Annotated in this window: 21 protein-coding genes and 1 tRNA gene; 9 read left to right on the forward strand and 13 right to left on the reverse strand. The window is 54.6% G+C overall.

Features of this window, described 5'->3' with window-relative positions:
• Positions 1–47 precede the first annotated feature (47 nt).
• The 3 genes from trpA to AC5Q5A_RS01300 form a co-directional block, all read right to left on the reverse strand.
• Positions 48–896 (reverse strand): tryptophan synthase subunit alpha, encoded by an 849-nt coding sequence (trpA, locus tag AC5Q5A_RS01290; RefSeq protein WP_493894064.1) that lies wholly within the window; start codon positions 894–896, stop codon positions 48–50.
• A complete protein-coding gene (gene trpB, locus AC5Q5A_RS01295) occupies positions 893–2,110 on the reverse strand; it encodes a tryptophan synthase subunit beta (RefSeq protein WP_008888670.1) in 1,218 nt (405 codons plus the stop codon). Before trpB ends, trpA begins: the two co-directional genes overlap by 4 nt.
• A 137-nt stretch (positions 2,111–2,247) precedes the next feature.
• Positions 2,248–2,427: a zinc-finger domain-containing protein gene (locus AC5Q5A_RS01300; RefSeq protein WP_040822460.1), complete on the reverse strand. Its 180-nt coding sequence runs from the start codon at positions 2,425–2,427 to the stop codon at positions 2,248–2,250.
• A gap of 195 nt (positions 2,428–2,622) precedes the next feature.
• On the opposite strand from AC5Q5A_RS01300, the gene AC5Q5A_RS01305 reads away from it, so the two are divergent.
• On the forward strand, positions 2,623–3,591 hold the full coding sequence (locus tag AC5Q5A_RS01305; RefSeq protein WP_008888668.1) for an ABC transporter ATP-binding protein: 969 nt from the start codon (positions 2,623–2,625) through the stop codon (positions 3,589–3,591).
• Positions 3,592–3,673: 82 nt separating this feature from the next.
• On the opposite strand, the gene AC5Q5A_RS01310 is transcribed toward AC5Q5A_RS01305, so the two are convergent.
• Positions 3,674–3,961, reverse strand: a complete 288-nt coding sequence (locus tag AC5Q5A_RS01310) for a sll1863 family stress response protein (protein ID WP_197146269.1) — start codon at positions 3,959–3,961, stop codon at positions 3,674–3,676.
• 270 nt (positions 3,962–4,231) lie between these two features.
• Between AC5Q5A_RS01310 and AC5Q5A_RS01315 the strand changes: the two genes are divergently transcribed.
• From AC5Q5A_RS01315 to AC5Q5A_RS01335, 5 genes are all read left to right on the forward strand, one after another.
• Positions 4,232–5,215: an alpha/beta fold hydrolase gene (locus tag AC5Q5A_RS01315; protein ID WP_493894065.1), complete on the forward strand. Its 984-nt coding sequence runs from the start codon at positions 4,232–4,234 to the stop codon at positions 5,213–5,215.
• 147 nt (positions 5,216–5,362) lie between these two features.
• Positions 5,363–7,099 carry an adenylate/guanylate cyclase domain-containing protein gene (locus AC5Q5A_RS01320; protein ID WP_008888665.1) on the forward strand — a complete coding sequence of 579 codons (1,737 nt, stop codon included), beginning with the start codon at positions 5,363–5,365 and terminating at the stop codon, positions 7,097–7,099.
• A gap of 150 nt (positions 7,100–7,249) precedes the next feature.
• A tRNA-Arg gene (locus AC5Q5A_RS01325) sits at positions 7,250–7,326 on the forward strand.
• Between the two features lie 115 nt (positions 7,327–7,441).
• Entirely contained in the window at positions 7,442–7,918 is a 477-nt protein-coding gene (locus tag AC5Q5A_RS01330; RefSeq protein WP_493894066.1) for a hypothetical protein, read from the forward strand.
• A gap of 105 nt (positions 7,919–8,023) precedes the next feature.
• Positions 8,024–8,671 (forward strand): 5'-methylthioadenosine/S-adenosylhomocysteine nucleosidase, encoded by a 648-nt coding sequence (locus AC5Q5A_RS01335; RefSeq protein ID WP_493894067.1) that lies wholly within the window; start codon positions 8,024–8,026, stop codon positions 8,669–8,671.
• Positions 8,672–8,707: 36 nt separating this feature from the next.
• Here AC5Q5A_RS01335 and AC5Q5A_RS01340 read toward each other — a convergent pair whose 3' ends face one another.
• The 5 genes from AC5Q5A_RS01340 to AC5Q5A_RS01360 form a co-directional block, all read right to left on the reverse strand.
• A complete protein-coding gene (locus tag AC5Q5A_RS01340) occupies positions 8,708–10,375 on the reverse strand; it encodes a thiamine pyrophosphate-binding protein (protein ID WP_493894068.1) in 1,668 nt (555 codons plus the stop codon).
• A gap of 227 nt (positions 10,376–10,602) precedes the next feature.
• Complete coding sequence (locus tag AC5Q5A_RS01345; protein WP_493894069.1) at positions 10,603–11,157, reverse strand: polysaccharide biosynthesis/export family protein; 555 nt, start codon at positions 11,155–11,157, stop codon at positions 10,603–10,605.
• Positions 11,158–12,360 (reverse strand): outer membrane beta-barrel protein, encoded by a 1,203-nt coding sequence (locus AC5Q5A_RS01350; protein ID WP_493894070.1) that lies wholly within the window; start codon positions 12,358–12,360, stop codon positions 11,158–11,160.
• The gene (locus AC5Q5A_RS01355) at positions 12,360–13,013 is read right to left on the reverse strand and encodes a sugar transferase (RefSeq protein ID WP_493894071.1); all 654 of its coding nucleotides are present in this window, start codon (positions 13,011–13,013) and stop codon (positions 12,360–12,362) included. Before AC5Q5A_RS01355 ends, AC5Q5A_RS01350 begins: the two co-directional genes overlap by 1 nt.
• Positions 13,014–13,210: 197 nt before the next feature.
• Positions 13,211–14,179 carry a DNA-binding response regulator gene (locus AC5Q5A_RS01360; RefSeq protein ID WP_493894072.1) on the reverse strand — a complete coding sequence of 323 codons (969 nt, stop codon included), beginning with the start codon at positions 14,177–14,179 and terminating at the stop codon, positions 13,211–13,213.
• A gap of 152 nt (positions 14,180–14,331) precedes the next feature.
• Between AC5Q5A_RS01360 and AC5Q5A_RS01365 the strand changes: the two genes are divergently transcribed.
• From AC5Q5A_RS01365 to AC5Q5A_RS01375, 3 genes are all read left to right on the forward strand, one after another.
• Entirely contained in the window at positions 14,332–15,516 is a 1,185-nt protein-coding gene (locus tag AC5Q5A_RS01365) for an EAL domain-containing response regulator (protein WP_493894073.1), read from the forward strand.
• Positions 15,517–15,605: 89 nt separating this feature from the next.
• On the forward strand, positions 15,606–16,085 hold the full coding sequence (locus AC5Q5A_RS01370) for a putative pterin-binding protein (protein WP_493894074.1): 480 nt from the start codon (positions 15,606–15,608) through the stop codon (positions 16,083–16,085).
• Positions 16,072–17,592 carry a sensor histidine kinase gene (locus AC5Q5A_RS01375; protein WP_493894075.1) on the forward strand — a complete coding sequence of 507 codons (1,521 nt, stop codon included), beginning with the start codon at positions 16,072–16,074 and terminating at the stop codon, positions 17,590–17,592. Before AC5Q5A_RS01370 ends, AC5Q5A_RS01375 begins: the two co-directional genes overlap by 14 nt.
• 31 nt (positions 17,593–17,623) lie before the next feature.
• Here the strand turns inward: AC5Q5A_RS01375 and AC5Q5A_RS01380 are convergent, their stop codons facing one another.
• The 4 genes from AC5Q5A_RS01380 to AC5Q5A_RS01395 form a co-directional block, all read right to left on the reverse strand.
• On the reverse strand, positions 17,624–18,859 hold the full coding sequence (locus tag AC5Q5A_RS01380) for a response regulator (protein WP_493894076.1): 1,236 nt from the start codon (positions 18,857–18,859) through the stop codon (positions 17,624–17,626).
• A 15-nt stretch (positions 18,860–18,874) separates the two neighbouring features.
• Complete coding sequence (locus tag AC5Q5A_RS01385; protein ID WP_493894077.1) at positions 18,875–19,348, reverse strand: response regulator; 474 nt, start codon at positions 19,346–19,348, stop codon at positions 18,875–18,877.
• A gap of 158 nt (positions 19,349–19,506) precedes the next feature.
• Complete coding sequence (locus AC5Q5A_RS01390; protein ID WP_120223956.1) at positions 19,507–19,974, reverse strand: DoxX family protein; 468 nt, start codon at positions 19,972–19,974, stop codon at positions 19,507–19,509.
• Positions 19,975–20,013: 39 nt separating this feature from the next.
• Positions 20,014–20,715 (reverse strand): pirin family protein, encoded by a 702-nt coding sequence (locus AC5Q5A_RS01395; protein WP_493894078.1) that lies wholly within the window; start codon positions 20,713–20,715, stop codon positions 20,014–20,016.
• Positions 20,716–20,782: the final 67 nt, after the last annotated feature.

Below are 20,782 nucleotides of genomic sequence, written 5' to 3' on the forward strand. Positions count from 1 at the left end.
CTGATCCTTGGTTCTGTCTATATCGGTTCTTTCAAACGCAGCGCCATCTATTTGCGCGCGTTTCGGACCCCGTTTGCAAGTTCACGCACAAGGCCGATAACCATAGAGGCGGTCTTATCGGTGGCCTTGCCGTTTTCGTCAAGACTTTCGGCAATTTTTGATACGATTGCCGATCCGACGACAGCGGCATCGGCCTGTTTTGCCACGTCGGCTGCCTGGGCTGCGGTCTTGATGCCAAAACCGACCGCAATCGGCAGATCGGTATGGCGACGCAGGCGTCCCATTGCTTCGACAATCTGGTCATTGCTGGCAGATCCGGCACCGGTCACACCGGCAACCGAGACATAGTAAACAAAGCCCGAGGTATTCTGAACAAGTTTCGGAAGACGCTTGTCATCAGAAGTCGGCGTGGTCAGACGAATGAAGGATAGGCCCTTTTCCACGGTCGGAATGCAAAGCTCTGCATCTTCTTCGGGTGGCAGATCGACAACGATCAGGCCATCAACCCCTGCATTGCGCGCATCTTCAAGGAATTCGGCAACGCCATAGATATAGATCGGGTTGTAATAGCCCATAAGGATGATCGGCGTATCATGATCCTGATCGCGGAAACCGCGCACAATCGACAGCGTCTTGCGCATATGCATGCCAGCGGCAAGCGCGCGCAGCGATGCTTCCTGAATGGCGGGGCCATCGGCCATCGGATCGGTAAACGGCATGCCCAGTTCGATGATGTCGGCACCGGCTTCGGGCAGCTGTTTGAGGATTTCAAACGAGGTTTCCGGGTCAGGATCCCCGGCGGTAATAAAGGTTACCAGACCGGCACGGCCTTCTTCCTTGAGCTTGGCAAAACGTTTGGCGATGCGGTTCTGGCCGCCGATGATAGCGTCGCTCACAATTCTACTCCCAGTGCTTCGGCCACGGTAAAGATGTCCTTGTCACCCCGGCCACTCAGACACATGAGGATGATCTTGTCCTTGCCCATTTTCGGGGCTTCTTTCATGATCTGCGCGATCGCGTGGCTGCATTCCAGTGCGGGAATGATGCCTTCGAGTTCCGAACAGAGTTTGAAGGCCGCAAGGGCTTCCTTGTCGGTGATTGGTTCATAACGCGCGCGACCGATATCCTTAAGCCAGCTGTGCTCCGGCCCGATGCCCGGATAGTCCAGACCGGCCGAAATCGAATCGGCTTCCTTGATCTGGCCGTCGTCATCCATCAGCAAGTAGGTACGGTTGCCGTGCAGAACGCCCGGCTTTCCTGCCGAAAGGCTTGCGGCATGTTTTCCGGTATGAACGCCGTGACCGGCGGCCTCGACACCGACAACTTCGACACCCTTGTCATCAAGGAACGGGTGGAACAGGCCGATAGCGTTGGACCCGCCGCCAACCGATGCGATCACCTGATCGGGCAGGCGATTTTCAGCTTCCATGATCTGTCGGCGGGCTTCATTGCCGATGACCGACTGGAAATCACGGACCATTTCCGGATAGGGGTGCGGGCCAGCTGCGGTACCGATGATATAGAAGGTATCTTCGACGTTGGTGACCCAGTCGCGCAGGGCTTCGTTCATCGCATCTTTCAGCGAGTTCGAACCGGAAACGACCGGTTTGACCTCTGCACCGAGAAGGCGCATGCGGAACACGTTGGGCGACTGACGTTCGATATCCTTGGAACCCATATAGACCGTGCAGGGCAGGCCAAAGCGTGCGCACACAGTCGCGGTCGCAACGCCATGCTGACCGGCGCCGGTTTCGGCGATGATACGGGTTTTGCCCATGCGCTTGGCCAGCAGGATCTGGCCGATGCAGTTATTGATCTTGTGCGCGCCGGTATGGTTGAGGTCCTCGCGCTTGAAATAGATCTTTGCACCGCCGAGTTCCTCGGTCAGGCGTTCGGCGAAATAAAGCGGGTTTTCACGGCCAACATAGTGACGGAGATAGTAATCCATCTCTTTTTTAAACGCAGGGTCAGCCTTGGCGTCCTTGTAGGCCTGTTCCAGCTCAAGGATCAGCGGCATCAGGGTTTCGGCGACAAAGCGTCCGCCGAAATTGCCGAAATGCCCGTCCGGATCGGGCAGAGCGCGGAAGCTGTTAGGTGCAGAAGACGTCATGGAAGTTCCCCGTGGATTGGCCGTGATGGCGTTCACGACAGCATAGGCAGGTGACAATATATGGTCTGCCAGACCATCTGTGCGCAAGCACCGGCAGGGTCTGGCCCCATACTGTACCTAAAAAGGTGCGTATTGGATTAGTGGGCTGCGTGCTCGGCCAAGGATTTGTCGAAGATATATTTTTTCGAGCAATACGGGCAGACCACCTCGCCTTTTTCCTCAAGATTAAGGTAAACGGTCGGGTGCCCAAGGTGACCTTTTCCGCCGTCGCAGGCAACATTTAGCGTGCCGACTTTGATTTCTTCGGTGATCTTCATATATCCAGTTCCAAGTTTGCCTTTTTCAGGCTTGTATGACCATCGGGATTGGCCGCGCACTGTGGACAGCATTGACCCCGGTTTCCCGGGAATGATACCGATTGGGCATATTCAATCAATACTTCCGCGTGCTCATGGCGCCTCATGGTCTTAGCGCAAACAAGCGACGCGGAAAAGAGTGGAGATCACGGACATATGACTGCAATGCCCGACTATGCCATCGAAGTCGAGGGGCTGACAAAGGTCTATAAGGGATCAAACGGTGAAAAACTCGCCCTTGATAACGTTTCGCTCAAGATTCCGCGTGGCTCGTTTTTTGCCCTGCTGGGCCCGAACGGTGCCGGAAAGTCTACGTTTATCAACATCTTGGCCGGTCTTGTCACCAAGACCAGTGGCACGGCAAAAATCTGGGGCAATGATATCGAAGCCCAGATGCGGGCCGCACGCTGCTCCATCGGGATCGTGCCCCAGGAACTGAACCTGGATGCATTTTTCACCCCGCGTCAGGTGATGGAATTGCAGGCGGGCCTCTATGGCGTGCCGAAATCCGAACGCCGCACGGACGAGATTCTTGCCGCCATCGGACTCGCCGACAAGGCAGACTCGTATGCAAGATCGCTTTCGGGCGGGATGCGTCGCCGTCTTCTGGTCGGCAAGGCGATGGTCCATACGCCGCCCGTTCTGGTTCTTGATGAACCGACGGCGGGTGTGGATATCGAATTGCGTCAGCAGCTTTGGGCTTACGTCAAGGAGTTGAACAAAGCGGGCGTCACGATTGTTCTGACCACGCATTACCTTGAAGAAGCCGAAGAACTCTGTGACGAGATCGCGATCATCAATCAGGGCAATGTCATTGCCCATGAAGACAAGCGCAGCCTGCTGCGCCGGATCGATCACAAGACGCTGGTTCTGACCGTGAACAACGAACTGAATGCAGTACCAGACGCCCTGTCGCCCTGGGGGGCAGAGCTTAAATCGGAAAACCAGATCGCGCTTCATTACCGCCCAAGCAACACGCAGATGGCGGAAATCCTTGAGGCGATCCATGGCTGTGGCCTTGCGATCAAGGATCTGTCGACCGAGGAAGGCGATCTTGAAGACATCTTCCTGATGCTGACCCGCGATAATAACAAGCAACGCGCAGGTGCCGGCAAGGCCGCCTAATTCGTTGCGTTTTCGTAATCATGTGCAAAACCCCGCAAGAAAACTTGCGGGGTTTTGTGTGATTGCGCCTAGATCCGCTCGATCACTTGAATCTGCTGGTAGCCATTTTCATCGCAGCTTCAATCGAGTCCCAAGCGTTATCCATGCCAGCTTTCAGGTCCTGCCAAGCGGTATCGCTTGATTTTTGCAATTCTCTAAGCTTCTGTTCGGCCTCGTCTTGCATGGCGCGGAGCTCTTTGACTTGTTTCTGATACTGTATTTGTGCATCGGCTTCTGCCAACTCAGCCTGCGCCTTAAGCTTGTCAATCTGGGCACTCCACTCATTGAGTTGGGCTTCCAGTTTTTTCTCGTAAGCTTCTTTCATGCTCATGGTCGTATCCTTTCGTTGGAAAACGTGTGGAACGATCGATATGGCAACAAGGCAAAATACCCAATGTCTGCGTCTGTCATTGGATTTAAAAACCCGCTGAACCTAGTGTAGTTCTACTAGATCGGGCCGATTGGTTAAACCTTAAACCAGAATTTCCTCAATAACCCGTGTGCCCGCTTGGAATATGTAATGTGTGACAATACCTTGCGGGCGAACGCATTATAATCTTCATTGAGTGTCTGTGTTTCCTGCGTAGGGTTTGTCGCCGTCTTGTCACCGTGTTTATTGCGCCCTGTTGTCCGCCTTTGTGCGATGTTGTTCTTTGCCGGGATGGTTAGCGCCTGTGCGCCAACTGTTCGCCCGGCGGGACCACCGATTGCCCAGACCGTGCTTGGGCCAGACGTTTTTGTTGCGGCCGATGGTACGGAGTTGCCATTACAAAGCTGGGGCGATCTTGAACCTCCCGATGCGGTGATCCTTGGTCTGCACGGGATGGGTGATTATGCCAATGCCTTCATGGAGTTGGGTGAACAGGTCGGCCCAAAGGGCATCGCGATCTATGCTTATGATCAGCGGGGCTTTGGCCGTACGTCTGCCCGTCCGTTCTGGGCGGGCACGGCGAGCCTTGTTAATGATGCCAGCGATGCATTGACGCTGTTGCGCGCCCGCTATCCTGACACATCGATTTACCTTCTGGGGAATTCGATGGGCGGGGCGGTGGCGATCATCGCCGCTGCCACGCGCGGGCACTTGATGGATGGCCTGATTTTGGTGGCACCGGCAGTTTGGAACCGCGATATGATGCCGTGGTATCAGACTACACCACTTTCGATCCTGTCGCACAGCCTGCCATGGTTGCCGCTGACCGGGCGGGGACTTGATATCTGGCCGTCGGACAATATCGACATGTTGCGTCGCTTGTCGCGTGACCCGCACATGATGTCTTCAGTCCGGGTCGATTTGCTTGCCGGTGTTGCCGATATCATGGATTTGGCGCGCGTTCGGGCCGGGGATATATCTGTGCCAACGCTTTTGCTGTCGGGCATGCAGGATCAGGTGATCCCGCCCAAGGCCGTTGCGGAGCTTGATGATGAACTGTCCAGCCTTGGTCTGCCTGCCTATCACCGCTGCCTTTATCGGGCGGGGTATCACATGCTGCTGCGTGATCTGAACGGGCCGGTGGTGATCGAGGATATTCAGCGCTGGGTCACGGATCGCACAGATCGGAAAAATTATTCCTGCACCAACAACTGATTGCTTTTTGACCCTCAATCAATGATCAGGTAGCCTTTTTTAAATAGTTGCAAGGCATTATGCAGGTTGTCGAACCGCTGTTTCGTTCCGATATGCCAAGCAGCAATTGATGATGCAACATCACTTAACCGGAGGATCAGGACCGGCATGCTAAGGACCATTCGGGCGAAGTTCCTGGGTGTCGCGGCCTTTTTTGTCGTGTGGCTCGTTGTGGCCACCGGTTTCTCCGTGATCCAGTCCCTTGGCATCAATGGTGATCTTGAGGCGGTGTCGCGTTACGTCACGCCGGTTAAGGACTCGCTCTCGGACGTGCGTGCGCGCCAGCTTGAACAGATTTCGCTGATTGATCGTTACATGCGGGTGGTCGAAAGTGACGGACCGCAGACATCGCTTTTGAATGGCATCGAGATCGAAATCGAAGCCAAACAAACCCAGATCGAACAGGCTTTCCGTAAATCCTTTACCTTTGCTGCACTTGGTCGGGCGCAGGCATCCGGTCACTTTGATGAGGGTGTGCTGTTTGATCTTGATGTGCGCATGCGGGAATTCGCCGATGTATCGGCACAGTTTTCCTTGGGCGTTGAACGCCTGCTTGATCAGGTGCGGGCAGGAAACCTTGCAGATGCCCGGTCACAGGAAAACACCGTGCGCGGCCTGCATCGGATTATTGTGCTGAACCTGCGCAATGAAATCCGGCTTCTCGAAGACTACGCCGCGCAAACGGTTGAAAACGTTTCCAAGCGCGAAGATTTCCTGATTCAGGCCGAATTCATCATGATGCTGGCCGCCGTCATTATCGGTATTTCGCTGGCCTATTACATGGCGCATGCGGTGGTGGTTGCCGTGCGCAAAACCACGAGTGCGTTGAATTCCATTCAGTCGGGCAAGCTTGATACCAAGCTTGAATTCAGCTCCAAGGGTGATTTTGGCCGGTTGGCCGATGCCTTTAACCGCATGACGCGCGAACTCCGCGTGCGGTTCCGCATGCGCGAACGCTTTGGCAAATATGTCGATCCGAAAGTCATCAATAATCTGATCAATCAGGAAACCGCGCTTGAAAACTCGGAAAAGCGCGTGATGACCGTCAGTGTCGTCAACCTGACCGGCTTTGACTGGCTGGCGGAACATACGCCGCCCGAAAAGCTTGTTGATTTCCTGAATGATTATCTCACCGCGATGACCGAACCGATTGCCAATCAAAGCGGCATTATCGACAACTTTGTTGGCGACCGTGTGATCGGCTTCTGGGGCCCGCCCTTCTGCGGCGAAGGGGCCCATGCCAAACATGCCTGTCAGGCCGCCCTTGAACAGGTCGCACGCTTTAACGCGCTTAAGACCAAATATGCTGAACTGATAGGTGATCATGGGCTTGAAATCCGTGTCGGCATTGCGACCGGCGAGGTCGTGGTTGGTTCCATCGGCACAGACAAGTCCCGCGCCTACACCGTGGTTGGCGATTGCGTGAACTATGCCAACCGTCTGGAAAAGGCCAACCGGGTCTATGGCACGCAAATTCTGGCTTCGCACGAAACGGCCAGCATGGCGTCGGGTGAGGTCGAAATGCGCGACCTTGATCATGTGGTGCTGCTGGGTACTGAAAAGGTCGTCTTCCTTTACGAAGTTCTGGCGCAAGGCGGGCAGCTTTCCGAAGAACGGCGTGAATGGCGCAGCAAGTACGAAACCGCCATGGCGCATTACCGCGATGGCAATTTCGATGCCGCTCGGCCGCTTTATGAAGAAGTCATTGCGTTTGATGACAGCGACTTTGCCGCACAGCTGATGATGAACCGCATGGAGCGCCTTGAACGGCGCGAACAGGACCGCGAATGGGATGGCACCTGGGTGGTGCGTGACCCGTATGAACGCCGTGATGTCGAAAGCTGATTGCAGCCACAACCTGCCAAGGTTACCTTAACCGGGATCGGGGATGATTGAGCGGGTATCGGGGTTCGAAAACCCTTGCCCGTTCAGGTCAAAACCTGTATCACCCATCGCACTCGGGCCACACATTCCAGTCATGGCCCCACATATTGCGCACCCGTAGCTCAGCTGGATAGAGCGTTGCCCTCCGAAGGCAAAGGCCACAGGTTCGAATCCTGTCGGGTGCGCCAATTTCCTCCCAAAATTGCTTTGTCAGTTGGCATCCGCGGATAGTGCGCGTAAGGATGATTTTTCACCGTGCCGAAACCGGCAGGGGTGCGTTTTTGCATTTGTTGGGGCGAACCAATGACAAAGCTGTTTTTCCTTTTCACCATTCATCCGGTTTCGCTGGCGATCTGGACCTTTGTTGTGATGGCGATGGTGGTGATGACCGGCTGGGCACACCTTGCCACGCTGACCTTTGCGTTTGAGGCCGGCATATTCGATGCTGATGTGACGCTTGAGGAAGATGTCGCCGTCATTCTGGTTGCCTTTGGCGTGTTCCTTGAGATGCGCGAGATGTTGGCGAAACGAGTTTATGGCGAAGAGATTGCCGAGAAACAGCATGATCTCAACGAACTTTCAGAGCGTTATGGCGCCTACCTGCTCATCATCGGGCTGTTTATGGAAATCAACGACCAGTGCTTCGAGCCACTGCTTGAAAATACCGGGTTTGCCGCGATTGGCGTATCGACCATGGCTTTGTTTGACGTGATCGCGCTTGTTGTGGGCTTCGGTTATCTCGCCAAACTGTTCATTCCGACCCGTTCTGTCGCCGCCTGATGCGATCACGTTACACTGACAGTGATGCCGTGATTTTGGGGCTCCGGAAATGTTGCCCGGCCTTTATGCTGCGGGTTCTGGTTTAAAGAATGCGGAAAGTTAAAGATGCGCGGTTATCTTCATGATGTTGCAGGCCATAACGTGTTGTTCGCAATGGCGGCGCCGGCGGAATATGGCGACCACCTCAAGGAGCGGTTTACGCCTTTGATGATCGGGGTTGGGCCGGTGGAGGCTGCGATCAATCTGACCGCGGCACTGACCGAATTGAAACTAGCGGGTGATTTGCCCGATCTTGTGGTGACCTTGGGGTCGGCCGGGTCGCGCACGTTGGAGCAGGCCGAGGTCTATCAGGCGGTTTCGGTATCTTATCGCGATATGGATGCATCGGTTCTGGGCTTTGAGAAGGGCTGCACGCCGTTTGTCGATCTGCCCGCCGAGATCGAGATGGAGTTGCGCATTCCAGGCATCCCCGAAGCGCGTTTATCGACCGGGGCCAATGTGGTGTCAGGCGCAGCTTACGACGTGATTGATGCCGACATGGTCGATATGGAAAGCTTTGCCATTCTGCGGGCCTGTCACAAATTTGATGTGCCGCTGATTGGTTTGCGCGGCATTTCCGATGGCAAGGAAGAACTTTCCAAGCTCTCAGACTGGACGGCCTATCTGCATGTGGTTGATGAGAAACTTGCCGTTGCGGTCGATGCGCTGAAAGCTGGGCTTGAAAGCGGCGAGATCAGCATTCCCAGACGCTGATCCCGCTTATTGCAATTTCGAAACAATTAAGCAGCCTTAGGTGCCTGCGCGGATTTGATCAAGGGTTTTGATCGGGGTAAGCGCCTGTGGATCAACCTGGATTTCAAGGATGGCCGGTTTGCCGGAGGCGACCGCGCGGTCGAAGGCCGGGCCGAAATCTTCGGTCTTGGTGACGGTTTCACCGTATCCGCCAAAGGCCTTGGCGTAGGCGGCAAAATCCGGGTTATGCAGTTCGGTGCCAGACACACGACCGGGATAGTTGCGTTCCTGATGCATGCGGATGGTGCCAAACATGCCGTTATTGACCACAAGCGTGATGATATTCGCGCCATATTGCACGGCGGTGGCAAATTCCTGCCCGTGCATCAAGAAACACCCATCACCGGCAAGGCAGACGACCGGACGATCCGGATGGGCGAGCTTGGCCGAGACTGAGGCCGGCAATCCATAGCCCATCGAGCCCGAGGTCGGGGCCAGTTCGGTACGGTATTCCCGGTAGCGGAAGAAACGATGCAAAAAGGCGGCATAGTTGCCCGCCCCATTGGTGACAATCGCATTATCGGGCAGTTTTTCACGCAGTTCCGCCACCACATGGGCCATTTTGACATCGCCCGGCGTTTCAACCGGGGTGGAAAAGGCGATGTAGTTGGCATGTGCAGTTTCGATCATGTCATCGCGTACCGATCCATCCACCGGCTCCATCATGGCGATGGCGCGCAGGAAGAATCGCTGAGATGCGTTGATCGCGACATCCGGGCGATAGACCCGGCCCAGTTCATCCGGGCCGCTATAAACATGGACCAGTTTCTGTTTCGGGCAGGGGATATCAAGCAGGCTATAGCCGCTGCTGGTCATTTCCCCCATGCGCGATCCGACAAGGATCACAAGATCACTGTCCTTGATGAACGCGGCCAGCTTGGGATTGATGCCAATGCCGACATCACCAATGAAGTGGCTATGCGTGTTGGGGATATAGTCCTGACAGCGGAAACTGGTCGCAATCGGTACATTGTTACGAATTGCAAACGATTTAAGGTTTTCAGTCGCTTCGCGGGTCCAGCCGCCCCCGCCAACGATCATGACCGGCTTTTCGGATTTCGCAAGAGCGTCACGGAAGCGAGAGACGTCTTCAGGTGCTGTTTTGGCTTCAATCGGGACGTAGGGTTTGGCATCAGATACTTCGGCGCTTGAAGACAGCATGTCTTCAGGAAGCGCCAAAACAACCGGGCCGGGGCGACCGGATGTCGCGATGTGATAGGCGTGGCTGATATATTCCGGGATGCGGTTAATGTCATCAATCTGCCCGACCCACTTGGCGAGTGGCTCGAACATTTTGCGGTAATCGACTTCCTGAAACGCTTCGCGATCGACCATGTCACGCCCGATTTGTCCGACCAGAAGGATCATCGGTGTGCTGTCCTGATGGGCGACATGCACGCCGGCCGATGCGTTGGTGGCACCGGGACCACGGGTGACCATACAGATGCCGGGTTTATTGGTCAGCTTGCCATAGGCCTCTGCCATGATGGCAGCACCACCTTCCTGTCGGCAAATGATCGGATCAATGCCCGGATGATCGACAAGGCCATCAAGCACGGCGAGGTAACTTTCCCCCGGGACAAGAAAGACGCGTTCAGCCCCGTGGAGGGCCAGTTGATCGACCAGAATGCGTCCGCCGTGGCGCGTTTCTGTTTTCCCGGACATGTTTCGTGAACTCCGTTGCGTGGGGCAAAGTCGGCTTTTGTGTTTATGCCTTTGCCATCGGGAGATGGCGTGAGCGCGATTTCATCATGGAAAACGGGCGCAGGTAAAGATGGTTGATCCAGAAAACAGCGGAAAATCCGACGATATATGGAGCAGTTCTAAAACCCCTGCGTTCTGATCGAAAATGCATAGTGAATTGTGCTGGAAAGCCGTCCGTTCGCAGTGATTTAGAAGTACCTTTCGGCCACGCGCACGATGTCGCCTGGCATGACGATGGTGGCAAGCGTTGCCGGGATAACGACGCGCGACGCGTCATGACCGCGCAGGATTTCGATGTCATCCTCATCCCCGCGATAGGTCAGCCCGCCGCCGACCGCGATGGCATTGAGCACATTCATGCCGGGCACATAATCATATGATCCTGGCTGATTGACTTCCCCCATGATGAAAAATGGGCGGAAAGCGATGATTTCGACAGCAATATCGGGATGACGCAAATAGCCATCCAGATAGGCGTCATGGATTTTCTGGCGCGCCTGATCTGTGGTGAGATTGCGCACGCTTACCGGCCCGATCAGCGCAAGGTTCAGCCTGCCCATCGCATCGACCTTGAATTCGCCCGACAGGTCCGGTTCGCCAAACACCGTAACCCGCACCGTATCGCCACTATCCATGACATAGATGGTCTGTGCCTTTGCCGTCATCGTCATTGCGATCAAGGCGAGCAGTGTGATCAGGGCCGTGCTCAAGCCATTGAACAAGCGTGGCTTTGGTGTGGTCATTTACATCTCCAGCTTGAGGTGGATGTGGCTTTGCAGGCGTTGATAATCCTCACCCGCGCTGTTTGAATTTCGCTGGTCGAAGGCGAGGCCACCCTCTATCCGGGCAAGGCGATTAAGTTCATAGCGAATGCCAACCCCAAACCGACTGATGTTGTCACGCCGTGTGGTCTGTTGGAAGGTTTCTGCGCTGTAGTCAGCACTGAGCGAAACGGTCAGTCGCCGCCGCAGTTCATGGGAAATACCTGCTCCTGCTTCAAAAGCCAGAATGCCACTGGCGCCGGTCTGCGTTGTTTCGCGCACAGTGCGGGCAGCATTGAACGTGATATTGGTCAGGCGGGTGACCGACCAGTCGAAATCGCCGCGCAAGGTATAATCCCCGATATCGCCAAAGGCTGGGTCGGCATAGGTCTGGTTCATCCAGCCTGCCGCCAGATCGGCCGTAATCAGATCGGTCAGATCAAGGCGAATGCCGCCCAGCACCTGATACCCCGCAGAATCGCGGATGCGTCCACCATCATCGGGGGTGCGGTCATATTGTCGCTGGTTAAACGTGACTTCGCCGTACGCCTCACGCCCAAGATCAAGCGGCCACAGAATGCGGAGCGTCTCGCGCAGTTCAAGGCGATCACGATCATCATTGCGGATGATTGATCCGTTGCGCGCGGTGCTGTCGTCAAAATCAAGACGGCGAAGTGCAAACTGTGATTCGTAATGCAGGCCGTTGGTAATATGGCGGCCGCCAATCTGGGCGCTGACATCACGGTAAATAACGGGCTCTGTGGCACTGGTTGGGACATCGTTGCTGCCGCGCGGGTCGTGGGCGCGTTTAAGCTGAACCCCGCCTTCAACGGATGTCGCACCGAGATCAAGGCTGCCCGCAGCGCTGAGTTCAAGGTCCTGATAATCATCACGAGATGAGTCGGCAAAAAAGCCAAGCTCACCACCAGCTGCCATATGCAGGCGAAAAACCCGCCAGTCGCCCTGCACGGTCAGGCGCGGGGTGAGAGTTGTGATGACGTCGCCGGTCGGATTGGCATCGCTTTGGAAGATGTTGCTGTCATATCGCGTCCCGAACTCAAGTGACGGGGTTGCCAGAATTCGGCCAAGACGAATGCCACCAGCGTCTTCGGGATTTTCCATTGCGGCGGCAGGGGCCACGACATTTGCACAGAGCAGTGCGGCGGACATCACGAATTTACGCATTACACCAGCCGCCGGTCACGGCCAAGACAGGGTTTGAGTGCGTGTTGGGGCTGGCGTTGCGCCCGATATCGCGCCAACGTCCTGAAGGGCAGGGCAACCGTGCGGATCAGAATGGCGCAATCAAACAGAGGGGTCTGGCGGCGGATATATTCAAGATCGCAGGCAGTACGCGCCTGCAAGTGATCAGTGCTGCAGACCGGGCCACGCCAGCCCTGAATTTGCGCCCATCCGGTCATGCCCGGCTTTATTGCAAGCCGGGCGGCATAATCGGGAATGCGTTTGGCAAATCGATGGTGATCGCCAAGGCTGTGTGGCCGCGGCCCGACCAGTGACATATCGCCGCGCAGCACATTGATGAATTGCGGCAATTCATCAAGTCCGGTGATACGCAAAATCGAACTGAGCGTTTCTGCAAATCGCAGGCCGCGTGGAGAAAGCGGGCGGCAGGTTCGATCACGTAAAGTTCGGAACTTGAAAATGACAAAGATCCGACCCTCAAGGCCGACCCGTTTTTGCAAAAACAGCGGATTGTGAAAGCCAGATCCGAACACCAAGACCGCAATGATCATCAGAACAGGGAAAAGCACCAGCAACCCGATCCCGGCAAACAGAATATCGCATGCCCGTTTGACAGATCGGTTATGGTCGATCATCGACCGATGACAGGCCCAGGGCGGTTTTGACGACGGTTCTGATGTGTCGCTATGTCCAGTCAATTCCTGTGCCCCACCCCAGCATTCAAGACCCTGATATTTCTTAACTCAGGGTAGATGTATTTGCGGCGTTTTCAAGTTTTTATGGTGTGGGTCTTTGGTCGGATGACGTTGCTTAGGCACTAATTTACAGTGTGTTAGCGCAAGGACGGAATACTTGAAAGCACCGTTTTCATCAGTTGCGGCTGTCGGTTCACGCCGGTTTTCGAGAAGATGGTCTTAAGATAAGTGCGTGCCGAAGAATGCGAGATTCCGACCAGTTCTGCGGCCTGATCAAGGGCCAGCCCCTCGGCCAGTTTTTGGGTCAGTTTGGCTTCGGATCGGGTCAGGCCAAACAGATCCATCAGATCATCAACTGCCGGCGGGCGCTGCTGGGCCGGGTCGACCAGAATGATCATGAAGCTTTGTTTGCCATCAGCTTTTTTGGGGACCCGGCGAATAAGAAGCGACAGCTTTTCACCGTCACGTTCAAGCGAGAAGCTCTGATGGCTACGGGGAACGGTTTTGCCCGGCGGCACAAGAAATTTCGTCAGTCCTTCCGGGCTTGGGTCAATGATCAGGCGTCCCTGCGGGCCGGACCGCACCAGTGAAGACCGCCTGAGAACCTCGGCACCCTGCGAATTGAGATGCAAGATGGTCAGGGTCTCGTCAACCGCAATCACGCCCAGCTCAAACAGGTCGAGAAACTCGGTCGGCAGGGTATCTTCGCTTTGGCCGAGACGACTTTTGATCTCGGTTTCGATGTCATCAAGTATCGTCTCAAGCATGGTTGGTTTGGGATAAAAGCGAAAGACGCCGATTTCATTGACCGCCAGCAGTGCTGATTGCAGATCGGCATATCCCGTCAGCATCACAATGATCAATTCCTTGCGGGCCTTGCGCAGTTCTGCTGCAAGTTCAAGGCCGGTCATGCCTGGCATGTGGATATCAAGGATGACTGCCGAAACATCCGGATCGGCGATGATGGCGTCACGCGCGGCAATCGGGTCATTGACAAAGACCCCCTCCCAGTCCGGGCGCAGGCGGGCAAAATTGCGGCGATGAGACGACAGAAGATTTTCGTCATCATCGACAAAGGCAATCCGGACCGTCTTTTTGGCCGTCATCAAAAGCGCCCTCCACAAATGGGGATATTGGAGAAAGGTAGTCTGACACTAATCTGCGAACGTTCAAAGCTCCGCTATTTGTATAGCACGCATTTAGGCGGGGCTGTCTTGAGAAGATTACCGCGGTGATCGCGTTCCGGAGATGTCCATTTATGGATCAGGTTGATAAACAACGGCCCGTCATTCTGATGGTCGATGATGATGAAAAGTTGCTGGCTGCGGTACGTCGTATCCTGTCGGGCTGCTTTGAATTCGTCACCCATACAGACGGGCAGGCTGCACTGGATTGGCTGGCGCAAAACCGCGACCGGACCGACCTGATCATTGCCGATCTGGTGATGCCGAATATTGACGGCATTTCCTTTCTCAAACAGTCAGCGCGCATGGCGCCCGGTATCAACCGGATGTTGTTGTCTGGTAACGTTTCCAGCCTGTCGCTGCGTGAGGCGATCAATCAGGCCATGGTGACACGCGTTCTGGCAAAGCCGGTATCGGTCGCCGTCCTTAAGGAAGCGATTGACCGTATTCTCAATACTGGCGTGGTGGTTAAAAAGGTTTCTTCGGGCCCAACGGCCCTGATGGTCAATAACGCCATTGACCGGGCAGACTTCCACACCGTCCTGCAGCCGCGTTTTCGTGCAAGCGACCTTGGCCTGTGCGGGGCAGAGGTCCTGTGTCGCATGCCATCTCTTGAAAAAGAATTTGGCATCGACGAGATCATCGAAGCCTCTCAGGACAATCCGGTGATCAACCGCCTTGGCAGTCAGTTGATGGCTGTCATGATTGATCAGGCACCGCGCTATCGTGCGCTTATGGGCGATCAGGCCAACCTTGCGGTCAATTTGTCGCTGTTTTCTCTGAAGACACCGCAATTCTTTGAGCTGCTCATTCGCTTCTATGAAAAGATGCGGATGCGCGGGGTGACCGTGTCCTATGAAATTCCCGAACGCCAATTGCTGTCCAACGATCTTGAGATGCTGGCAAATGCCACGCGATTGCGCGAACGCGGTATCGCGCTTCTGATTGATGATTTCGGATCGGGGAACAATTCGCTTGATCTGCTGCGTCAGGAAGTCTTTGCCGGTATCAAGCTTGACCGCGATCTGGTGCGCGGGACCATGACAGATTTTCTCGATGATGCCTTTGTTGAATGGATTGCACAGGTCTGCTCGAAAATGGGTCTTTCGATTTCCGCCAAGGGTATCGAAAACCCCAGTGTCGTCGAAAGGCTGCGGGTGTACGGGATTACAGAACTGCAAGGTTTCCACCTTGGCGTACCGGTGTCACTCGAAGAGTGGGAAGAAACCGCAATCATACCTCTTCAGGCATCTGGCTGATTGATATCACGTCAAAATTTCTGATGCAGGCATTGAAAAACAATTGCTGGCAACCACTGTGTATAATCGTGTGATGGAGCATGAAAAGAATGATGAAAAGCGCCCTTAAACTGTTTGCGATGGTGATCGCACTGATTGGATTTCATGTCACCCCGTCTTTGGCGGGGGGCACATTGTCCATGACCAGGGTTGATGGCGAAACTGTTCATGTTTCGCTTGAGGAACTGATGGAGCTGCAGGCCACTGAAATCAATACCTCGACCCAGTGGACAGACGGGGTGCAGAAGTTCCGTGGTGTTGCCTTTGATACGCTGTTTGACACCTATGGCTTGAAAGCGGAAACCGTGCGTGTTTCAGCACTCAACGACTATAACGTAATGGTGCCTGCGGATGTTCTGCGCAATGATGGTGCCATTCTGGCCTATCACCTCAATGATGCCGAAATGTCGGTGCGCGAAAAGGGGCCATTCTGGGTCATCTTCCCCTATGACGCCGACGAGCGGTTTCAGACTGATACCTATTGGGCTTATTCCGTCTGGCAGGTAAAGTCTGTTGATGCAGCAAATTAAGTCATTCCTGTTCAAGCAGTCAGGCAGGGCCATGTTTATCGCATTGGTCCTGTTTGTCGTGCTTTACGGATTTCTGTCGGCAGCGATTGTCCACCAGCTTGACGATGAGCGGTTCAAGTACCGAGAAAACTTCGTCTGGGCGGTTTTTCAGGTGCAGCGTCAGTTTCTTGTCGTGCAGCGTGACATCGAGGCTGCAATCGGCCGGTTTGGTTTGTCCGAAGATGTGGTCGACCGCGTCCTGCTGGAATATGAAATTCTGGTCAGCCGTGTCTACCTGCTGCGTGATGGTGACGGGTTTGAGGTGTTGTTCACGGTGCCGGAAGTCGCCGAAACAATCAAACAGCTTGAACTTCAGATCGAGAAGATTGACGCGGCGTTGGCGACCATCACCGATCCTGAAGAAAAGCTGAGCGCGTTGTATCGTTTGCTTGTGCCGATGAACGACTCTTTGCAACAGGCGGTGGTGCGTACAACGAACTTTGTTTCGATTTACAACGCCAACAATATCTCGGTCGTGAAAACCGATATTCAGATCCTGTCCTATCTGTTTTTCGTCGGTGTGATTGTCATGGCAGTTCTTACTACTTTCATGATCCGCCAGCGCCAAAAGATTTTTGCCGCCGATATGGCCGCCCAAAAAGCGCGCCAGGAACAGGAAGTGATCGAGGAAGCCGCCGATTACGCCAAGATGCATGCGCTTGGCACCTTGGCCGGCGGGGTTGCGCATGAAATCAACACGCCGGCACAATATATCCAGAACAATCTTGAATTTTTGTCCGACAGCTTCGCCGATCTGGTTGGCGCGATTGACCGCAAGAATCCCGATGAACCGGCTCGGCTCAATCTTGATAAACCCAAGATCGACTTCATTACCGAAGAAGTCCCGATGGCGATTGACGAGAGCATTCAGGGCCTGAACCGGATTGCCGAGATTGTCCGTGGTATTCGCAAATTTGCCCATCCGACAACCGATGCCGTGGAGCCGATTTCGATTACCGAGGAAATCGATACCGCCGTTACCCTGACGCGCAACCAGGTCAAACATATCGCCGATCTGGACGTTGTCATGCAGTCCGATGTCACCGAAGTCAGCGGGCGCAGAAACCACTTGTCGCAAGCGCTGATCAACCTGATCGTCAATGCGTCACAAGCCATCCGTGAAACAGGTCAGCGCCGCGGGTGCATCGATCTTCTGGTGACGTCCGATGAAGACAATGTCTATATCCGCTTGCGTGATAATGGCGCGGGCGTTCCCGAAAATATTCGGGAACGCATCTTTGATTACTTCTTCACCACCAAGGAACGGGGTGTTGGCACCGGTCAGGGATTGCCGATCTGTCGCAAACTTATTCAGGATGATTTCAACGGGGACCTGACCTTGTCCGCGGACTATATCGACGGGGCAGAATTTGTGATCCGGTTGCCGAAACCCGATCAAAACGCCGCCACTGACACCAATGCGGATCTCCTTGAAGGGCCAAGTGACCTTAATAGTTTGCTTCGATAATCGGGCTGGTTTTTGATCAGAAGGCCGTGTTTCAGAAATTATGAGGCTTGGTTGCTTCCAGCGGGATGTGCTTGCCAATGCAGGCGCTTTCCCAAACCTGCCAATCAGCCGCTGCACCGCATCGGGTGATAAATCCACGCGCGAGGTCATATTTTTGTGCGCGTGTCACACCATCAACACCTGCCTTGCGCGCAAAATGCTGTGCTGCATAGACAATCAGCAAGCTTTCCGACCTGTCGGTTGGTGCGGATTCCGGACGATGATGAAACGCGATGTTTTCAATGATCTGATGGGAAAAACCCCAGCATGCACACAGGCACGCTGATACAGCCGGATGAGCAAAGCCCATTTCACTGATTTCAGCTGATATGATGTCGCAATTATCCACATCTGCACGATGGCGGCTGGCTGCATGTTTTTCAGGCACAACGCGGGCAGTGAAAATATCGCCGATGTGACACAGAAGAGCAGCGGCACGGATCTGATCGACAGATTCCGGTTCAAGGTTGCGAAGTCGTGCAATCTCGGCCGCCATCTGACCCAGGACAAGGGGACGATGAAGGTCGACACTGATCCGCTCGCCATCAAACTGGCTGGGTTGTCCCAGTTCGCACCACAGCACGCACAGTGCTTTGATGGTCTCGATACCCAAGATTTTAAGAAGCTTGATGAAGTCGGGATGACTGTCCGCGGGTATGAGTTGCTCACGCAGGGCAAGCTCATGGACAAGGTTCGTTAACGCCGGGTGATCGTTTGCGAAATCAGTAAGTTCGGCATGGCTGCTGGGACCGCTGAATTGAAGTATGGAATGCAGGCGACGAAAGGTTATTGGCCACATCAGATCGCCCGGAACGATGGAAAGCAAATCAACCAGATACGGGTCGCGCAGATATTTGTTCATGATCAGGCCGCGCTCGGCAACTTGGATGATGTCGCTATCGGTGCAGGGTTTGGCCAAAAAATGATGGGTCGCGGCAGCACCATTCTGAATGGCGATTTCATCGGCATAGCCGGACAACAGAATGCGCGATGTCTGCGGCCAGCGTGTTGCAACGATCCGAAGGAACTCCGCCCCGTCCATGGACGGCATGCGCATGTCGGAAATGACGACGTCTGCAGGCTGTTCTTCCAGTCCGATCAACGCCTGTTCCGCACCTTCGTAAAAGCGCATCTTCCAGTTCGGACGCATTGATAACATACGCCGCCGTAAACCTCTGAGAACGTTGAGGTCATCATCAACAAATATGATCGAGGCATTATGCGGCATTGCTTGTATGGCTCTCTAAGCGATTGCTGCAGACAGGCTGGCGGCATCGCAGGGTTTGCTCAGAACGAAGGTTGCGCCGACAGATTTGGCTTCTTCATTGACCTTGGCGTCATAGAACCCGGTCAACATGATTTTGCGTGTACCTTCGGCATTCTTGATTTCACGGCGCTCGATCTCATAAAGCAATTCGATGCCTGACATTCCGGGCATCATATAATCAAGAATCACCACGTCATAAGGCGTTTGTTTGCGGCCCGCCTGGGCCAACATCTGCAAGGCGATTTCGCCGTTTTCAGCGACGTCTATGTGCGTGGCACCGGCACTGCGCAGGACACGGCGAACGGAGAAGCGCACTTCGATACTGTCATCGACCAGCAGGAAACGCTTTTCGGCATTCGGCTTGCGGTATGCATTATCCCCTTTGCAGCGGCGCAAGCCGTCTGCAATTTCGATATCATTCTGACTGTTTCTGGGCGACGCGATGTGCATGGCTTCGTTCCGGATCACTTTGCAATGGTTGGATCTTTAGCTTGATCACCATCTTCGCCATTTTCCGGTGCGCGCAATATCCCCATTTGGGGAGCAAACGAAAAACGGGCTGCACTTATGGCAGCCCGTTGAAAGCACGCACGAATTTGGCGGTATGATCAGAATTCACGGCCAATCTTGTGATCGACAGAGAATTTTCCCCCGCCCTGAATAAGCACGGACAGGGCAAGAAGTCCCCACATCAGCGGCATTTCAAAACCACCCTCGTTCCAGAAATAACCAGCTGGAAGATGGGTTGAAACAGCAATCGCCATAAAGACGAGAACTGCCGCTGCCACCGGACGGGTCAAAAGGCCAATTGTCAGCATAAGGCCGCCGACAAATTCCAGAAGGCCGATGGCAAGGGCAAACAGGAAGCCCGGAACAAAGCCGATGCTTTCCAGCCAGCCTGCGGTTCCTTCGAGGCCATAACCACCAAAGGCACCAAACAGTTTCTGGGCACCGTGCGGGACCAACAGAAGGCCGGTGGTCACACGGACAATGACAGGCGAAAGCGGTTGCAGGGTTGACCATACATTGCCAAGGGCAGGGATGATCGAGCGGGTGTTTGCATTATACGAAGTCATGGTCGTTCTCCTAACCATGGGGCACGCGGGTTTCGCACTTCAGGCCGCCATGTCAAAAACAAGGGCTTCGGCGTTGTCTGGGTCCGAGAAGACAAGTTCGTCTTCATCCTTGATCGCAGCGCCATCACCGGCATTAAGGGTTTCACCGTTTACCGCCAGGCTGCCGCGCGCGACCTGTACCCAGGCGATGCGGCCTTTGCCGATCTTGTGCTGAGCACTTTCGCCATCACTGAGATGGGCGACATAAAGATCGACATTCTGATGAATGGTGATCGAGTCTTCGCGGCCATCGCGGCTGCCGATCAGGGTCAGGCCAGAGCCGGTATCGCGGCGTGCGATTTCCTTTTCCTCGTAACCCGGTTCCAGACCGGCCGCTTCGGGGATGATCCAGATTTGCAGGAAATGCACCGGGTCGGTTTTGGAATGGTTGTATTCCGAATGGCGGATACCGGTCCCGGCCGTCATGCGTTGCAGGCGGCCCGGACGGATGACTGATCCGGTGCCGATGCTGTCCTTGTGTTCAAGGGCGCCATCAAGAACATAGGAAATGATTTCCATATCCTTGTGACCGTGGGTGTCAAAACCGGCACCGGGAATCACCCGGTCTTCGTTGATCACACGAAGCGGACCCCAACCCATGCGGTTCGGATCGTAGTAGTGCCCGAACGAGAATGTGTGATTGGAATCAAGCCAGCCAAACTGGGCACGGCCGCGGGTATCTGCATCAACTTTAATAAGCATCTTCTACCTCCATGAGGTTGTCTGTTGTTGAAGACAGAATACCCTTTTCAACTGAGGAGACAATTCG

Source organism: Thalassospira sp. CA1 (assembly GCF_059052855.1).

Bases quoted from the DNA above. Each gene is read 5' to 3' on its own strand.
- trpB (WP_008888670.1), bottom strand. From the start codon at position 2,110: ATGACGTCTTCTGCACCTAACAGCTTCCGCGCTCTGCCCGATCCGGAC.
- AC5Q5A_RS01300 (WP_040822460.1), bottom strand. From the start codon at position 2,427: ATGAAGATCACCGAAGAAATCAAAGTCGGCACGCTAAATGTTGCCTGC.
- AC5Q5A_RS01305 (WP_008888668.1), top strand. From the start codon at position 2,623: ATGACTGCAATGCCCGACTATGCCATCGAAGTCGAGGGGCTGACAAAG.
- AC5Q5A_RS01310 (WP_197146269.1), bottom strand. From the start codon at position 3,961: ATGAGCATGAAAGAAGCTTACGAGAAAAAACTGGAAGCCCAACTCAAT.
- AC5Q5A_RS01320 (WP_008888665.1), top strand. From the start codon at position 5,363: ATGCTAAGGACCATTCGGGCGAAGTTCCTGGGTGTCGCGGCCTTTTTT.
- AC5Q5A_RS01330 (WP_493894066.1), top strand. From the start codon at position 7,442: ATGACAAAGCTGTTTTTCCTTTTCACCATTCATCCGGTTTCGCTGGCG.
- AC5Q5A_RS01335 (WP_493894067.1), top strand. From the start codon at position 8,024: ATGCGCGGTTATCTTCATGATGTTGCAGGCCATAACGTGTTGTTCGCA.
- AC5Q5A_RS01340 (WP_493894068.1), bottom strand. From the start codon at position 10,375: ATGTCCGGGAAAACAGAAACGCGCCACGGCGGACGCATTCTGGTCGAT.
- AC5Q5A_RS01345 (WP_493894069.1), bottom strand. From the start codon at position 11,157: ATGACCACACCAAAGCCACGCTTGTTCAATGGCTTGAGCACGGCCCTG.
- AC5Q5A_RS01350 (WP_493894070.1), bottom strand. From the start codon at position 12,360: ATGCGTAAATTCGTGATGTCCGCCGCACTGCTCTGTGCAAATGTCGTG.
- AC5Q5A_RS01355 (WP_493894071.1), bottom strand. From the start codon at position 13,013: ATGATCGACCATAACCGATCTGTCAAACGGGCATGCGATATTCTGTTT.
- AC5Q5A_RS01360 (WP_493894072.1), bottom strand. From the start codon at position 14,179: ATGACGGCCAAAAAGACGGTCCGGATTGCCTTTGTCGATGATGACGAA.
- AC5Q5A_RS01365 (WP_493894073.1), top strand. From the start codon at position 14,332: ATGGATCAGGTTGATAAACAACGGCCCGTCATTCTGATGGTCGATGAT.
- AC5Q5A_RS01370 (WP_493894074.1), top strand. From the start codon at position 15,606: ATGATGAAAAGCGCCCTTAAACTGTTTGCGATGGTGATCGCACTGATT.
- AC5Q5A_RS01375 (WP_493894075.1), top strand. From the start codon at position 16,072: ATGCAGCAAATTAAGTCATTCCTGTTCAAGCAGTCAGGCAGGGCCATG.
- AC5Q5A_RS01380 (WP_493894076.1), bottom strand. From the start codon at position 18,859: ATGCCGCATAATGCCTCGATCATATTTGTTGATGATGACCTCAACGTT.
- AC5Q5A_RS01385 (WP_493894077.1), bottom strand. From the start codon at position 19,348: ATGCACATCGCGTCGCCCAGAAACAGTCAGAATGATATCGAAATTGCA.
- AC5Q5A_RS01390 (WP_120223956.1), bottom strand. From the start codon at position 19,974: ATGACTTCGTATAATGCAAACACCCGCTCGATCATCCCTGCCCTTGGC.
- AC5Q5A_RS01395 (WP_493894078.1), bottom strand. From the start codon at position 20,715: ATGCTTATTAAAGTTGATGCAGATACCCGCGGCCGTGCCCAGTTTGGC.